The sequence below is a fragment of the Haloarcula onubensis genome, assembly GCF_031624605.1.
Lineage (GTDB): Archaea > Halobacteriota > Halobacteria > Halobacteriales > Haloarculaceae > Haloarcula > Haloarcula onubensis.
Map to the genome: position 1 here is coordinate 154,423 of NZ_JAMQOS010000002.1, position 14,089 is coordinate 168,511.

At 67.8% G+C, this 14,089-nt stretch carries 17 protein-coding genes; 9 read left to right on the forward strand and 8 right to left on the reverse strand.

From position 1 onward, the window contains the following. The first annotated feature begins 2 nt into the window (after positions 1-2). Both NDI86_RS07520 and NDI86_RS07525 read left to right on the forward strand, forming a co-directional pair. Positions 3-227 (forward strand): hypothetical protein, encoded by a 225-nt coding sequence (locus NDI86_RS07520; protein WP_310899800.1) that lies wholly within the window; start codon positions 3-5, stop codon positions 225-227. A gap of 43 nt (positions 228-270) precedes the next feature. After that, positions 271-708, forward strand: coding sequence for a hypothetical protein (locus NDI86_RS07525; protein WP_310899801.1), 438 nt, complete (start codon positions 271-273; stop codon positions 706-708). Here the strand turns inward: NDI86_RS07525 and NDI86_RS07530 are convergent, their stop codons facing one another. Beyond that, positions 709-1,140, reverse strand: coding sequence for a DUF5807 family protein (locus NDI86_RS07530; protein ID WP_310899802.1), 432 nt, complete (start codon positions 1,138-1,140; stop codon positions 709-711). 84 nt (positions 1,141-1,224) lie between these two features. Here NDI86_RS07530 and NDI86_RS07535 point away from each other — a divergent pair, with 84 nt between their 5' ends. Then, complete coding sequence (locus NDI86_RS07535; RefSeq protein WP_310899803.1) at positions 1,225-1,647, forward strand: dCTP deaminase/dUTPase family protein; 423 nt, start codon at positions 1,225-1,227, stop codon at positions 1,645-1,647. 18 nt (positions 1,648-1,665) lie between these two features. Here the strand turns inward: NDI86_RS07535 and NDI86_RS07540 are convergent, their stop codons facing one another. Further along, positions 1,666-1,926, reverse strand: a complete 261-nt coding sequence (locus NDI86_RS07540; protein WP_310899804.1) for a hypothetical protein — start codon at positions 1,924-1,926, stop codon at positions 1,666-1,668. Between the two features lie 157 nt (positions 1,927-2,083). On the opposite strand from NDI86_RS07540, the gene NDI86_RS07545 reads away from it, so the two are divergent. The 3 genes from NDI86_RS07545 (at position 2,084) to NDI86_RS07555 (ending at position 3,933) form a co-directional block, all read left to right on the forward strand. Next, positions 2,084-2,470 (forward strand): 30S ribosomal protein S6e, encoded by a 387-nt coding sequence (locus NDI86_RS07545; RefSeq protein ID WP_310899805.1) that lies wholly within the window; start codon positions 2,084-2,086, stop codon positions 2,468-2,470. Positions 2,471-2,537: 67 nt separating this feature from the next. After that, positions 2,538-2,963: a DUF7112 family protein gene (locus tag NDI86_RS07550; protein ID WP_310899806.1), complete on the forward strand. Its 426-nt coding sequence runs from the start codon at positions 2,538-2,540 to the stop codon at positions 2,961-2,963. A gap of 91 nt (positions 2,964-3,054) precedes the next feature. After that, positions 3,055-3,933: a CheF family chemotaxis protein gene (locus tag NDI86_RS07555; protein WP_310899807.1), complete on the forward strand. Its 879-nt coding sequence runs from the start codon at positions 3,055-3,057 to the stop codon at positions 3,931-3,933. Positions 3,934-4,168: 235 nt separating this feature from the next. Here the strand turns inward: NDI86_RS07555 and NDI86_RS07560 are convergent, their stop codons facing one another. Further along, entirely contained in the window at positions 4,169-5,095 is a 927-nt protein-coding gene (locus tag NDI86_RS07560) for a thiamine-phosphate synthase family protein (protein ID WP_310899808.1), read from the reverse strand. Between the two features lie 104 nt (positions 5,096-5,199). Between NDI86_RS07560 and tenA the strand changes: the two genes are divergently transcribed. After that, on the forward strand, positions 5,200-5,865 hold the full coding sequence (tenA, locus tag NDI86_RS07565) for a thiaminase II (protein ID WP_310899809.1): 666 nt from the start codon (positions 5,200-5,202) through the stop codon (positions 5,863-5,865). A gap of 43 nt (positions 5,866-5,908) precedes the next feature. Beyond that, a complete protein-coding gene (locus NDI86_RS07570; protein ID WP_310899810.1) occupies positions 5,909-7,435 on the forward strand; it encodes a sodium:solute symporter family transporter in 1,527 nt (508 codons plus the stop codon). 16 nt (positions 7,436-7,451) lie between these two features. Here NDI86_RS07570 and NDI86_RS07575 read toward each other — a convergent pair whose 3' ends face one another. From NDI86_RS07575 to NDI86_RS07595, 5 genes are read right to left on the reverse strand one after another with little or no spacing between them, the layout of a single operon-like run. Next, entirely contained in the window at positions 7,452-8,321 is an 870-nt protein-coding gene (locus NDI86_RS07575; RefSeq protein WP_310899811.1) for a CheF family chemotaxis protein, read from the reverse strand. 60 nt (positions 8,322-8,381) lie between these two features. Next, positions 8,382-9,614, reverse strand: coding sequence for a HEAT repeat domain-containing protein (locus tag NDI86_RS07580; protein WP_310899812.1), 1,233 nt, complete (start codon positions 9,612-9,614; stop codon positions 8,382-8,384). After that, a complete protein-coding gene (locus NDI86_RS07585) occupies positions 9,611-10,417 on the reverse strand; it encodes a CheR family methyltransferase (protein WP_310899813.1) in 807 nt (268 codons plus the stop codon). Before NDI86_RS07585 ends, NDI86_RS07580 begins: the two co-directional genes overlap by 4 nt. Further along, the gene (gene cheA / locus NDI86_RS07590; RefSeq protein WP_310899814.1) at positions 10,414-12,357 is read right to left on the reverse strand and encodes a chemotaxis protein CheA; all 1,944 of its coding nucleotides are present in this window, start codon (positions 12,355-12,357) and stop codon (positions 10,414-10,416) included. Before cheA ends, NDI86_RS07585 begins: the two co-directional genes overlap by 4 nt. Next, the gene (locus tag NDI86_RS07595) at positions 12,357-13,430 is read right to left on the reverse strand and encodes a protein-glutamate methylesterase/protein-glutamine glutaminase (RefSeq protein WP_310899815.1); all 1,074 of its coding nucleotides are present in this window, start codon (positions 13,428-13,430) and stop codon (positions 12,357-12,359) included. The genes cheA and NDI86_RS07595 overlap by 1 nt, the downstream gene beginning before the upstream one ends. A gap of 170 nt (positions 13,431-13,600) precedes the next feature. Between NDI86_RS07595 and NDI86_RS07600 the strand changes: the two genes are divergently transcribed. Then, a complete protein-coding gene (locus tag NDI86_RS07600; RefSeq protein WP_310899816.1) occupies positions 13,601-14,035 on the forward strand; it encodes a chemotaxis protein CheW in 435 nt (144 codons plus the stop codon). The last annotated feature ends 54 nt before the right edge of the window (positions 14,036-14,089 follow it).

Consider the following 14,089-nt stretch of genomic DNA (forward strand, 5'->3'; position numbering starts at 1 on the left):
GTATGCCACTGGGTGGGCTGGCGGTCTCGACCGGCATCATGCTCGTCGGTGCCGGCGTCTTCGTCCTCGGCTATCCGGAGCAACTGGTCGACGTGTGGGTCGACGGCAGCGACTCCGAGGACAGACCCGCCGGTATCACGGCCCGTCGGTGGGTCCAGCTTCGCGGCGCGCTCGCGGCTGCCGTCGGCGTCGCCCTCATCGTCGTCGGCTTCGCGTCGATGTTCTGACCCGGCACAACGCTGAAAGGCTCGCCGCTCGACGGTCGAACCGATGTCGACGGTCCTCAATCGGCTGGTTTCCGACGGGCTGAATCCCGTCGGCGCGGTCACCAACGCCGCCGTCGTGGCCGCGACCATCTACGTGATAGACGGCTCGCTCGGCTACGCCGTGGCGGTGGCCGCCGGGTTCCTCGCGCTGCACCTCGCGACGGATATCGCGGAGGCAGTCGTCGGTGAGTACGCGGGTAACGCGCTGTTCGGCCTCCTGATTCTGTTCGCCGCGGGCTACGTGACCACGCTGACCGCGCCGCTGTGGCTCCTCGTCGGCGGGGCGGCTGTCGGCGGCTGGTTCCTCCTCGACGGCGTCCAGCACCTCCGACACGGCGCCAGCCGCGAGGAGGTCGGCGTCCCCTATCGCCACGACGGAAGCGTCCTGACCGGGCTGCCGACGGCGCTGCTCGCCCGGTTGCTGGCGCCGTTTCGGCTGTAGCTACCCCTCGACGACCCACTTATCGGAGTAGCGCTCGCCGCAGGCACAGACCGCGTAGGCGTGGACGACGTCGCCCTCGGCGTAGATACCGCCGACCTCCTCGTTCTGTGCTTCCGCGAACGCGAAGACGAACTTCGTCGTGTGGTTCTCCTCGGGTTCCTCTTCGGCGACGGGGCAGTTGGCGTCGGTGCAGTCGTCGTGGACCTCGCCCTCCGTTTTCATGGCCTCCTGGGCCAGCCCCATCGGGTCGATACCGGTCGCCGACTGGAAGGCGCTGCGGCCCCGGTCGCCCGGTAACACCAGCACTATGCCGTCGTCGACCGGGTCGGCGTAGTCGGCCAGCGCCTCGGGGTTCGAGACGGCGTCCTCGTGGAGGAAAAAGAGCACGTCGTCGACGCGCTCGCCAGCCAGGAACTCCGTGTGCTTGCTCATACGCGAGGGAGTCGGCGGCTGCCCAAAAGTCACCCGCTCTGGCTCGCCCCCACAGTTTTGCCCCGAGCGCCGGAATCCTCGACCATGCCCGACTACAGCGAGTACGTCACCGACATCGTCCACGAGCCGACCCAGACCGAGGGGACGGGCTTTGACCTCACCGTCGCCGAGGTACACGAAGTCGTCGCGCCCGGCCGCATCGACTTCGGCGGCGGCGAACTCGAACCGGCCACCACCGTGGCCCACGAGACGACCAAGCGCGACCCCGACGACGACTACGCGTGGTGGGACCTCGGCGCGGGCCAATTCCTCGTCGAATTCAACGAGTCGCTCACCGGCGAGGCGACGGTCACCGTCCAGCCCCGGACCGAACTGCTCGAACGCGGGGCGACCCACCCCACCCTCCACGTCGCGGAACTGCCGCGGGTCCCGCTGTCGGTCGGCGGTGCCGGGCTGAAACTGAAGGAGAACGCTCGCGTCAGCACCGTCGTCGCCGTCGACCAGTAGGCGACGACGGCCGTCGGTTCAGTCGTCGGCGGCGGCGAAGCCGCCCGACGCCGCCGCGTCCGTGACGCCGACCGACACCGGTTTCAGACTGTCGGCGGCGCGGGACAGCGACTCGGAGGCGGCCCGCTGGTTCTCGCCCCACTGCGCCGTCGACACCTGAAGGTCGTCGATGGCACGGTTCAGCTCCTGGACGCTGCTGCTCAGTCCGTTCGCCGAGCTGGACAGCGCCGTCAACGTGGTTCCGAGGGTTTTGCGGTCGGCGGTGGTCTCTCTCGTCATCGTAGTAACTAATCGTAGCTACAGGTGTGTGTCGGTGGTACCTAACTAGTGAGTGTTCGTGGCAACCGAGGGGCATTATCAGCCATGCCATCTCCGTCTCCGGCACTCGCGCGGACGGTTCGATGCGTTTTTGACGCGCGATGGACTGGACTGACGTATGGCTGAATTCACGGTCGCCGTCTCCGACCCGGAGAGCGGCCACACGTATCAGGTCGAGGTCGACGGACAGGACGCAAACCGCTTCATCGGACGCGAGCTCGGCGACGAGGTCGACGGCGGCGCCGTCGGCCTCGACGGCTACACGCTCGAACTGACCGGCGGTAGCGACACCGCCGGCCGACCGATGCGACCGGACGTCCGCGGCGTCGGCACGAAGTCCATCATGTCCGACGGCGGCATCGGCTTCGAGCCCACCACCGACGGCGAGCGAAAGCGCATCACCATCCGCGGCCGCGAGGTCAGCGACGAGACGCGCCAGATAAACGCCACGGTCGTCGGACGCGGCAGCGAGGACGTCGACGCGCTGCTGGGCGACGAGGAGTGAGGGCCCGTCGTAGACGAGTCCGGGACCGCGCGGCCGTCGGCGCGTCCCGACACGCCCACTATCCCCTATGAGTGAACGCGTCCCCAGCGACCACGACGCGGTCGACACCCACCGCGTCTCCATCGAGTCCGTCGGCCGCACCGACCGACCACGCGTCGTCCTCCCCGACGTCGGTCTGCACGACGGCGACGTCGTCACGCTGACGCTGGACGGCGACGACTACGAGGCCCTCGTCGAGACCAGTCTCGACGGCGACCTCGTCGTCACACACGTCGCAGACAACCGCCGACTGGCCCGTGAGCGCGACGGCGAGAACCGCCTCGCGGAGTGGGTCACCGACGCCGCCGTCTCCGTCGACGGGTCGGCCCACTTCGACGTCGTCACCGAGGGCCACCAGTACGGCCTGCGGACGCCCGGCAAACGGGTGGTCTACACCGCGACGGACGCGCCGGACGCGTCGCTGTCGGACATCGCCAGCGACCTGGACGGCTAGCCCGGACCGGACCCGGCGGCGTCGGGCCCGGTTTTTCCAGATGATACTCGCGCGAAACTCTCAATATCCGGGCCGCTGTAGCACGGGTACCGTGTCGGAATCCGTCATCGCGGACTTCGTCGGTCAGTTCAACTCGGAGGTAGCCAGTCGCAGCGAGCCCATCAAGGGGCGCGTGGTCCTCTCCCAGAAGCGACTGGTGCTGGCCGCGGGCGAGGACGACAAGCTGACGATTCCGCTGGAGAACGTCTTCGACATCGCTATCGGCCAGGTGCCGCCGGACCTGGGCGATTTCTTCCAGTCGACGGTGACCATCGCCTTCGAGCGAAACGGGAAACGGCTCGTCGCCGGCATCGAGGCCGGCGACGAGAAGATAGAGAAGTTCGGCACCGTCCTTTTCAAGGCCATCATCAACGGGACCCCGACCACCGTCCGGGAACGGGCCCGCGTCGGCGGCCGCGTCACCGACGAGGGGTTCAAGCGGGCGAGCCTCTTTCTCAAGCCCGGCTCCGTCGAGTTCCGCCGCGACGACGGGAGCTTCGTCGTCGAACTCCAGACCGTCTCCGACTTCGAGCGCACCACCCGGGAGATAAACGGCGCCGACCGGCCCGTGCTCGTGGTCCGCCACATGATGGACGGCACCGCCGTCACGACGGAGGCCGCGCTGGGGACCAGCCGGAAGATGTCCATCCTCGGGCGCTATCTGCGCCGGGAGTACTCCGAACTCATGGAACAGCTCCGCAAAATCGAGCTCACCAAGGGCAAGAAGGAGGTGCTCGTCGCCATCTACTCCACCGGCGACATGGACGGGATGCCCCTCGCGTCGATTCTCGGCAAGGACTCCTCGGAGGTGTCGATGCTGTTGCAGGACTTGGCGGAGGACGGCCTCATCCAGGACGGCGCCGACGGGCCGACGCTCACCCCGACCGGGCAGGTCGTCGCGAGCCGGCACCTGGAGGACGTCAACGCCTAAATTTTTACTTCGGAGGGTCGCCTCCGGCGACCCCCACTCGCAAAAATTTAGTACAAAAAGGCCGGATTCGCGGCACGCCGCGAATCCGGTGAACCGGCTCGCTTCGCTCGCCGGACGCTTGCTTCGCCAGCCTGCCCTTCCCCGGGTCGCTCACGGGCGGCTTCGCCGCCCGTTAGCTTGGGAGACCACCGGTCTCCTGGTGTCGCACGGAGGCGACTCCCGGCCAACTGCGCCGCTACGTCCCCGCAGCATCGGCGACCAGTTCAGCCGCCAGCCGCGCGGCCTCGGCACCTGTCTCGCCCAGTACATACGTGATGGGTTCGATGCCGAAGGCGCCGCGGTGGTAGAGCACGTCGGGGACAGCGCCGCGGGCTTCGAACCGCTCGACGAGTCGCTCGCCCCGGTTCTCGTAACCGGCCTCGAACGCCAGTCGGTCGAGGCTGCGCGATTCGGCCGCGGCCAGGATAGCGTCGTCGGTGGCGAGGTTGACGGCGCCGCGCCGCTCACTGTCGACGGCCATCGCAGAGAGAACCGTGGTCGCGACGTGTTCGGAGGCGCCGAACTCGGGGTTTGCGGGCACCTCGACGCGGCCGCCCATCTCGTAGATGCGGCCCGGAATCGCGGCCACGTCCGCTATTTCGGCGGCGTCCGGGAGTGCGGTCCCGACGTTGGTGCCGACGTTCGGGACGGCGGCGGCGACGCCGGGACTGGTCGCGAGGACGCGAGCGGCCTCGCGCACGTCGTCGAGCACTGCGCGCTCGGTCCGGAGTTCCGGGTTCGCGCCCCGGACACAGAGGTCACAGCCCAGCCCCGCCAGCCCGGGCATCGCCTCTTCGTGGAGTTCACAGACGGGCCCGCGGTCCTCGAAGGCCCGGACGAGTTCCAGCACCTCGGCCAGGGCGTCGTAGCCGTCCATCTCGCCGCTCGCCAGCCCTCCGGCGACCCGCTCGACCGTCGCCTCGGTCCGCGGGTGGTCGGCGATGCGTGGCTCCAGGTCCGGGTCGCCGCTGACGTACGCGGAGACGGCCGCCTGCGTCACGCCGAGGTGACCGGCCACCGCCTCCTGTGTCAGCCCGCGGTCGGCGAGTTCGCGGGCGAGCAGGGCACGCAGCGTCGGCAACACGTCCTCGACGACGATCTCGCTTGGCAGCCGGAGCGACATACCCCGCCGTTCGGGGAGCGATGGCTTATATTGTCGGCCGCCGGGCGGCGTATAAGCGGATTGTATCACTAGCTTATATTACGCTGGGCCGCCCAGCCACTCACATGGGTTTCACCGACGAACTGGCCGACATCGGCGACCCGATCTGGGACGCCGTCGTCGCCCACCCGATGGTCGAACGGCTGGGCGAGGGGACCCTCGACGAGGCGCCCTTCCGCTACTGGGTCCGACAGGACTACGTCTATCTCGTCGAGTACGCCCGCGTCTTCGCGCTGGGGGCGGCCAACTCACCGGACCTCGAACGAATGGGCACCTTCGCCGAACTGCTGGAGTCGACCATCAACACGGAGATGGACCTCCACCGGGCCTACGCCGCCGACTTCGACATCAGCGAGGCCGAACTCGAAGCCACCGAGCCGTCACCGACCACCCGGGCGTACACGGACTTTCTCGTCCGCACGGCGGCGACTGGCACCTTCGGCGACCTGGTGGCCGCCCTGCTCCCGTGCATGTGGGGGTTCAACGAGACGGCCCGGCGGCTGGACGAGCGGGGCCGCCCCGACCACGAGGGCTACAGCGAGTGGATCGGAATGTACGCCGGCGAGGAGTTTACCGAACTGACCGAGTGGTGCAAGAGCCTGCTGGACGACGTGGCCGCCGCCGCCACAGCGGCCGAGCGCGAGCGCTACCGCGATATCTTCGAGACCTCGGCCCGCTACGAGTATCGCTTCTGGGACGCCGCCTGGCGCGAGGAGGGGTGGGCGGTATGACCGCCATCCGCGACCGAGTGGCCGTCGTCGGGGGTGAGCAGTCGTGGTAAGCACCACGCTCGCGCTGGCTCTCACAGTCGCCACGCTGGTGGCCTTCGCCGCGCTGGGAATCCGATACAGTCGCCGCGGCACCGATTCGACGGACGACTTCCTCACCGCGCGCAACTCGATGGGGCCGGGCCGGACCACGGCGACGCTCGTGGCCTCCTCGATGGGCGTCTGGATACTGCTGTCGGCGCCGGAAGCCGGTGCGGGCTTCGGTATCGCCGCCGCCGTCGGCTACGGTGTCGGGACCGCCGTCCCCATGTTCGCCTACTCGAAGCTCGGCCCCCGCGTGCGCGAACTGCTCCCCGAGGGCCACTCCCTGACCGAGTACGCCCACGCCCGCTACGGGTCGGCGATGTACGGCTTCGTCGTCCTCGTGAGCGCGCTGTACATGTTCGTCTTCGTCGCCGCCGAGTTGACGGGCATCGCGGCCGCGCTCTCGCTGGTCGCGGGTGTCCCGCAGTGGCAAACCGCCGTCCTCGTCGGCGGCTTCGTCCTCCTCTATACGGGCTATGGCGGCCTGCGCGCGACCATCGTCACCGACACCGTCCAGGCCGTCCTCGTCGTCCCGCTGCTGGCGCTCGTCGTCGGCGGCGTCGTCCTCGCGGTCGGCGGGCCGGGCGCCGCCGCCTCGGACGTCGCCACAACCAGTCCGACGCTGCTGGACCCGACGGGCGCCGCCGGCCTCCAGTTCGGCCTCGCGCTCGCCGTCGCCATCTTCGGTGCGGAGATGGTCAACCAGACCTGGTGGCAACGCGTCTACGCGAGCCGTGACAGCGAGACGGTCGCGGGCGGCTTCCGCAACGCCACCGTCCTCAACGGCGCTATCGTGGTCGTCGCCGCCTTGCTGGGTACCGTCGCCGTCGGTCAGGGCGGCGTCGTCACCGACGTGACCAGTCCGGCCTACAACGCCGACGTGGCCTTCTTCGTCCTCGTCGAGAGCGCCTTCGGCGAGGCCGTCTTGCTCGCGGTGGTCCTGCTCGCGCTCCTGCTCGTCGTCAGCTCCGTCGACTCGCTGTTCTCGGCGCTGGCCAGCCTCGTGACCGCCGACCTCCCCCGTCTCCTCTCGGACCCGGACGACCGAACACTGCGGCTGGGCGCGCGCCTGCTCACGCTCGTCGTCGCCGTCGCGGCCATCTACGTCAGCCTCCGTGCCCGAAGCGTCCTCCGCCTCTTTTTCTTCGCGGACCTGCTGGGCGCCGCCGTCGCCGTGCCGCTGCTGTACGGCCTCTACTCGCGGCGGCTCACCGGCCGGGGCGCGCTCGTCAGCAGCGTCGCCGGACTGGGCGTCGGACTGGCCTTTTTCCCGGACTTCCGCGGGGTGTTGACGGCGATTCCGGTCGCCGGCGACCTGCTCCCAGCCGCCGACCCGCTGTATCTCACCGCCTTTGGCGGCGCTGTCGTCGTCTCGACGGTCGCGACGCTCGTCGTCGCGCGGCTCTCCTCGGCCGATTTCGACTTCGACCGGCTCGCCGATGCCGGGACGGTCACGGTGACCGATGGCGGCGCTGAGTCGAGTGACTGACCGCCGGTGGCGTTGCCTACTGGTCGGCGATAGCGTCCCCGGCGATAGAGCGCCCGCGGGCCTCCAGTTGCACCTCGCGGCGGGTTCGCACGGGCTCTAAGATGTCGGCCTCCATCAACCGGTCGTAGACGTCCTCTACCTCCTCGATGTCCATGTCGACGAAGTCGGGAATCTTGAACGGCGAGATGCCCGAGTACAGCGCCATCAGCACCTGCGTCTCCGCCGAGGAGAGGTCGACGTCGTCGGCGGCGTTGCGCTGCTCGCCCTGCCTGACGAGCCCGCCGATAAGGGAGACGTGGTGGGGCGACCCGCTGATGTGGGTCTCGACGCTGGTGCCGTCGATGGTGTGTTCGACCTCGAGCAGCGGCCGCTCTTTCCCGCGAATCTCCTTCTGTTTCTGCTCGACGGTGCCCACGTCGTCGATGTCCAACTCGACGAAGGTACCACTGGAGATGGCGATGTTGACGGTGTCTTCCTGCTCCTCGTCGAGTTTGAAGCGGGCCTTCTCCCAGGTGGCCTCGGTGACGACGCCGCCTTTCAGCGCCGGGTGTTTCACCAGCACGACTATCTGGTCCAGCAGCGTGCTGTAGAGCTCCTGTTCGAACGCCTCGCTTGTCTGTGGGGAGACGAGCCAGACGTTCTGCCCGGCCTGCAGTTTGACGTAGCCGTCGACCTGTGCGAGTTGCTGGTTCATCTGGCTGGCGGTGACGCTGGTCACCTTCGACAGCGCGATGGTGCGCTTGCCCTGGTTGGTCGCCAGCACCAGCCGTTTGTTCGACAGCAGGACGCGGCCGGGTAGCCACTCGATGTCGTTGCGCTTGCGCCCGTCCTTGACCACCTGGACGAACTTCCCCTTCGTGTCGACCAGTGCGTGTTCCCCGCTCATCTACCCAGAGTACCTCCTATTTGCTCTCATCCGTCTTAATCGACTCGGCCGACCCCCCGGTCATATCCTGCCTCCCAGTTTCGAAATCGCGGAGAAGGCCTTCTTCCGGACGATGTCGTGTTCGGTCTCGTCGATGAGTTTATCCAGCGTCTTCCGGGTGCGCTCGCCGCCGACCTTCCCGAGCGTGAAGATGGCCTGGCCCTTCACCTGCGGGCCGACGCCGTCGTCCTCGACGAGTTTCAGCAGCCGGCGCTCGACCATGTTGTCCTCGCCGCCCAGTTCGGCGAGGCTGGTCGCGGCGAACTGCCGCAGCATCTGGTCGTCGTCCCGCAGGGCCTCGACGAGCGAGTCGATGACGCGTCCGCGGCCGTCCTCGCCGGCGACGCGGCCGAGCAGCCAGGCAGTGTTGCGCCGCTGGGCGGCCTGGGTACTCTCCTCTAAGATTTCGACCAGCGGGACGACGACGCTCTGGTCGTCCTCGCTCGACAGTTTCTCGACGACGGTGTCGCGGATGTCGTGGCTCCGGTCGCTCGGGACGTTCGACAGCAACTCGATGAGCGAGTACACCGCCGTCCGCCGGACGGCCGGCGAGTCGTCCGAGAGCGCCTCGACGAGGTAGTCGACCGGTCGGTCGTTCTCGAAGTTGCCGAACGCGCCGACGGCGATGCGCCGGACCTGCTCGTTGTCGTCCTCGTACATCGGCAACAGGGTCTGTAGCGCCTGCCGGTTCCCGATGTTGCCCAGCGCCTCGGCGGCCTCCCGACGCACCGCGCCTTTCGGGTCCGAGAGCAGCGATTCGAGCGGACCGGTCGCCCGCGAGTCACCTATCTTCCCGGCCGAGCGGGCTGCTCGGGCCCGCACCCGAGGGTCCGAGTCCTCGAATCGCTCGGTGAGCTTCGGGACGCTGTCGGCCTGCTCCAGTCGCCCGAGCCCGTTGGCGGCGGCCATCCGCAGTTCGGGGACGTCCGAATCCAGCGCCTGCATGAACGCCTTGGCTTTCACCCAGTCGGCGGCGTCGGCAGCGAGGTCGACGCCGGCCATACTCCCGATGAGTTGCTCGATGGCGTCACCCCCCAGTTCGTCCAGCGAGTCGATGGCCGCCGCGGTCACCGCGTCGCTGTCGCTCTCGGCGGCCCCGACAAGCGCGTTGACCACGTCCCGGCGGTCGTCGTGGTCCGGGAAGTTCCCGAGTAACTGTGCGGCCCGGAGCTGTACCCGCTCTTTCTCGCTCTCGCGCAACACGCGGATGAGCTCCTGGACGTCGCCGTCCCGTTCCAGTTCGTAGAGGCTCATACCCGGCGGTAGATTCGGTGTTGCTTGTCGACGGGCTCGAAGTCGCCCCGGCACTCCGCGGGCAGCGTCTCGGTCATCCCTATCATGAGGTAGCCGCCCTCGCGCAGCGACCCGCGGATGGTCTCGAAGATGGGCACCTTGAACTCGGCGTCGATGTAGATGAGCAGGTTCCGACAGAACACGAGGTCGAAGTCCCGCTTAGGCCGACCGCGGATGAGGTCGTGCCGTTCGAACGTGACCATGTCTCTGACGCTCTTCTTGACGGTGAAGGTGGTCCCGTCCTCCTCGACGTAGTTCGCGTAGTCGTCGAGCGGCGCGAGTTCCTCGGCGATGTCGGTCGTGTGGGACGTCTCGTAGGTCGCCTCGCGGGCCACCTCGAGGATGTCGGCGTTGATATCGGTCCCGAGTATCTCGACGCGCCGGGCCTCTATCTCCGGGTCGTCGAGGGCCAGCATCGCCGCCGAGTAGGGCTCGCGCCCGTCGGCGCTGGGGGCCGACCAGAGCCGCACCCGGCGGTTGTTCGCGGTCAGCTCCCGCAACACCGGTCGCAGCGCCTCCCACGCCTCCGGGTTCCGGAAGAACCCGGTGACGTTGATAGAGAGCGAGTCGAGCAGGGCCTCGCGCTCGTCGCCCTCGCGCTGGAGCAACTGCTTGTACGCCCGGTAGCTGTCGGTGTCGGTCCGGCGCATCCGCGCGGTGATGCGCCGGTCGAGGTAGGCGTCGTTGTAGAAGCCCGACTCGAAGTCCATCTCGGACTCGATGAAGCCGAGCAGCCGCTGGAACTGCCGGCTCTCGGCGCTCATAGGGTCACCACGTCGAGGATGTGGACGATGTTGCCGTCGCCCAGCACCGCGGTTCCCGACAGGCCGGGCGTCCCCGAGAGGATGCCCTCCAGGGGTTTGACGACCACCTCCTCCTGGCTGTTGACCGAGTCACAGTGCAGCGCGACCTGACGCTCGGACTCGCGGATGCGCACGAGCATCCCGTCGCCATTGGCGGTCTCGCCGGGCACGTCGAAGGTATCGTCCAGGTGAATCACGGGGTAGATGTCGTCGTTGTGCTTGATGACCTCGGTCCCGTTGACCTGCTTGACCGACGACGTGGCGGTTATCTCGTCGACGTTCTTGATGGGGACGCCGTACTCCTCGTCGCCGACCTCCACGAACAGCACCTTCACGATGGCCATCGTCACCGGCAGGCGCAGCGCGACGGTCGTTCCCTGTCCCGGTTCGGAGTCGACGTTGACCGAGCCGTCCAGTTGCGTGACGGTGTCGTGGACGACGTCCATCCCGACGCCCCGGCCGCTGGTGTCGGTCACCTCGTCGGCCGTCGAGAAGCCCGGGTGGAAGATGAGGTCGTAGATGGCGGAGTCGTCCATCGCCTCCAGCTCCTCGGGCGAGCGGACGCCCTTCTCTATGGCCTTGTTCTTGATGCCCTCGACGTCCAGGCCCGCGCCGTCGTCTTCGACCTCGATGATGACGTGGTCGCGTTCGCGTGAGGCGCGCAGGGTGATGTGGCCGGTCGGCTCCTTGCCGGCCTGCTGGCGCTCAGCCGGCGACTCGATGCCGTGGTCGACGGAGTTCCGGAGGATGTGCATCAGCGGGTCGGAAATCTCGGTGAGAATCGTCCGGTCGAGCTCGATGTCCTCGCCCTCTATCTCGAACTGGATGTCCTTGTCCAGCTCGCGGGCCAGGTCCCGGACCAGCCGGGGGAACTTCCCGACGACTTTCTTCAGCGGGATGAGCCGCATGTCCATCACCGTGTTCTGGAGGTTCGCCGTTATCTTGTCCAGTTCGTTGAGCGTCTCGCCCGCCGAGTCGAGGTCCTCGGTCTCGACGGAGCGGCGCAGCTTGATACGGCTGGTAACCAGTTGCTCGACCAGCCCGTGTAAGTCGTCGAGTTGGTCGACGTCGACGCGGACCGACTTTATCTCGTCGACGCTGTGTTCCTCCTCGCCGCCGTCGCTGTCGCCGGCACCGCCGGTCGCGGCCGCGTCGGTCGTCGACGGGGTGAGGCTGTCGGTGACGTCCGTCGCGGTGAACGACGCTATCTTGCCGACCGACCCCAGCTCCGCGTCGACCGTCGCGGCGTCGCCAGCGTCGAGATACAGCTCGAACGTGTCCTCGAACGCGCCGTCCTCGATGTCGGCCCGGCTCGGCTCGAAGACGAGGATATCGAAGACGTCCTCGACCGCCTCCAGCGCCAGCATCGCGTCCACGCCGAGCATGTCGGAGTCGCCGATGTCGACGGTCGCGTGAACCACGCGGCCGTCGGCCTCGCTCGCGTCGATGTCGACGTCGATATCACCGCCGCCTCCCGCGGCCGACTCCGTGGCCGCCCCGCCGCCACCGCCGGCGGCGTCGGCCCCCTCTTCGAGGACCGTTCGCAACTGGGCCACGAGCTCGTCGGAGTCGCTGGTCGACTCGCCCTCGGCCTCTATCTCGTTGACGATGACCTCTATCTGGTCGACGCCCGCGAAGATGAGGTCCATCACGTCCGGGTTCACCCCCATCTCGCCCTGTCGCATGGCGTCTAGCAGGTCCTCCATCGCGTGCGCGAGGTTCGCCGCGTCGTCGAAGCCCATCGCGCCGAAGTTCCCCTTCAGCGTGTGGGCCGTCCGGAAGATGGAGTCCATCGCCGCCTCGTCGGCGGGGTCCGATTCCAGGTCCAGCAGGGAGTTGTTCAGCTCGGTTATCGCCTCCTCGCTCTCGCGGATGAATGCGTCGAGATACTGGTCGTCCATTATGAGGTCACCTCAGTCGTTATGGTGTCGAGAATTCCGTTCGGAATCTCGTCGATGGGCAGCACGCTGTCCACACAGCCGGTCTCGACCGCTCGCTTGGGCATCCCGTACACCGCGGACGTGGCCTCGTCCTGTGCGATGATGCGGGCGCCCGCGTCCTTCATTCGCACGACGCCGTCGGCGCCGTCCCCGCCCATCCCCGTGAGGATGACGCCGACCAGCGGGTCGTCGACGACGGCGGCGGCGGTCCGCATCGTCACGTCGACGGCGGGCCGGACGCTGTTCTCGGGCGGGTCCCGTGTCAGTTTCACCCGGAGCCGGCCGTTCCGGTAGTTCTTCACCGACATGTGTCGGTCGCCGGCGGCGACGAGCGCCTCTCCGCCGGCGAGTCGGGCGCCGTCGGCCGCCTCCCGCACGTCGTAGTCGCTCCGGTTGTCGATGCGTTCGGAGAACCGACCGGTGAAGCCCTCCGGCATGTGCTGGACGATGAGGACGCGCAAATCCGCCTCGATTGGGAGTTCGGCCATCACCTGCTCGACCATCTTCGGTCCGCCGGTCGAGGAGCCGATGACGAGCGTCGGGTCGCCGACGTACGACCGGCTCTCGGTCCCCGCACCGCTCGCTGGCCCGCCCGCTCGGGACGGCGACGACCGCGTGCCCCGCTTCCCGACGTCGACCTTCGCGACCGACGTGACGATGTCGACGAGCTGGTCTTTCAGTCGCGACATCTCCATCGACACCTCGCCGCCCGGTTTCCGGAAGAAGTCGACAGCGCCCTTGTCCAGCGCCTCGAAGGTCACGTCCGCGTTCTCGTCCGTGTGCGCGGACAGCATGAGGACGGGCGTCGGTCGCTCGGCCATTATCATCTCGGTGGCCTCGATACCGTTCATCTCCGGCATCTCGACGTCCATCGTCACGACGTCGGGTTCGTGTGCGAGGACGGCATCGACGGCCTCCCGGCCGTTCCTGGCCTCTGTGGCGACCTCGATACCCCCCTCTTCGAGGATGTCCGAGATGACACTCCGCATGAAATGCGAGTCGTCGGCCACCACGGCACGCGTCCCACCGGGCATCGTCAGCTCGGTCCCTGCGGGGTGGCTCTCGTCTGCGAGCGGAACATCTGCATAGCTACGCCGAACTCCCAACTGGCCCAAAATAAAGACTCCGCCCACGTAATCAAAGTTGATAGCCCAGCACACAGCCTTTTATAGACATACCGACCACGTTCGGGTATCCGGCAGCCATGTCAGCCCAGTCAACCACAACCGGCCAGGTGCTCGAATTCAAGCTCGGCGAGGAGACGTACTGTGTCAGTATCGGCTACGTGACCGAAATCGTCGACGTCGGCGAGCTGACCCAGGTGCCAAACGCGCCGGCTCACGTCGAAGGTGTGATGGACCTCCGCGGGCGGACGACCTCCATCGTCGACCCGAAGACCGTCTTCGGCATCCGAGCCGACACCGACGGCCAGCGAATCATCGTCTTCGACCCGGACATCGTCCAGGACCAGGGCGCGGCCGGCTGGCTCGTCGACGAGGTGTACCAGGTGGTCCAGGTCTCGCCCGAGCAGATAGACCAGTCGCCGGCCAACGACTCGGGCTCGATTCGCGGCGTCGTCAAGCGCGACGACGAGTTCGTCATCTGGGTCGACCCGGCTATCGTCCACAGCACCCAGTAACGCGGAGCGCCTGTCGGGCAACAAGAGTTTTTAACAACCGAGGACGACCAAGAG

What these genes read in the sequence shown, in the direction of transcription:
- NDI86_RS07530 (WP_310899802.1), bottom strand. Translation starts at nt 1,140, where the DNA reads ATGAGCAAGCACACGGAGTTCCTGGCTGGCGAGCGCGTCGACGACGTG.
- NDI86_RS07575 (WP_310899811.1), bottom strand. Translation starts at nt 8,321, where the DNA reads ATGAGCGGGGAACACGCACTGGTCGACACGAAGGGGAAGTTCGTCCAG.
- NDI86_RS07580 (WP_310899812.1), bottom strand. Translation starts at nt 9,614, where the DNA reads ATGAGCCTCTACGAACTGGAACGGGACGGCGACGTCCAGGAGCTCATC.
- NDI86_RS07535 (WP_310899803.1), top strand. Translation starts at nt 1,225, where the DNA reads ATGCCCGACTACAGCGAGTACGTCACCGACATCGTCCACGAGCCGACC.
- NDI86_RS07585 (WP_310899813.1), bottom strand. Translation starts at nt 10,417, where the DNA reads ATGAGCGCCGAGAGCCGGCAGTTCCAGCGGCTGCTCGGCTTCATCGAG.
- NDI86_RS07560 (WP_310899808.1), bottom strand. Translation starts at nt 5,095, where the DNA reads ATGTCGCTCCGGCTGCCAAGCGAGATCGTCGTCGAGGACGTGTTGCCG.
- NDI86_RS07550 (WP_310899806.1), top strand. Translation starts at nt 2,538, where the DNA reads ATGAGTGAACGCGTCCCCAGCGACCACGACGCGGTCGACACCCACCGC.
- NDI86_RS07595 (WP_310899815.1), bottom strand. Translation starts at nt 13,430, where the DNA reads ATGCCCGGTGGGACGCGTGCCGTGGTGGCCGACGACTCGCATTTCATG.
- NDI86_RS07545 (WP_310899805.1), top strand. Translation starts at nt 2,084, where the DNA reads ATGGCTGAATTCACGGTCGCCGTCTCCGACCCGGAGAGCGGCCACACG.
- NDI86_RS07520 (WP_310899800.1), top strand. Translation starts at nt 3, where the DNA reads ATGCCACTGGGTGGGCTGGCGGTCTCGACCGGCATCATGCTCGTCGGT.
- NDI86_RS07600 (WP_310899816.1), top strand. Translation starts at nt 13,601, where the DNA reads ATGTCAGCCCAGTCAACCACAACCGGCCAGGTGCTCGAATTCAAGCTC.
- NDI86_RS07540 (WP_310899804.1), bottom strand. Translation starts at nt 1,926, where the DNA reads ATGACGAGAGAGACCACCGCCGACCGCAAAACCCTCGGAACCACGTTG.
- NDI86_RS07525 (WP_310899801.1), top strand. Translation starts at nt 271, where the DNA reads ATGTCGACGGTCCTCAATCGGCTGGTTTCCGACGGGCTGAATCCCGTC.
- cheA (WP_310899814.1), bottom strand. Translation starts at nt 12,357, where the DNA reads ATGGACGACCAGTATCTCGACGCATTCATCCGCGAGAGCGAGGAGGCG.
- tenA (WP_310899809.1), top strand. Translation starts at nt 5,200, where the DNA reads ATGGGTTTCACCGACGAACTGGCCGACATCGGCGACCCGATCTGGGAC.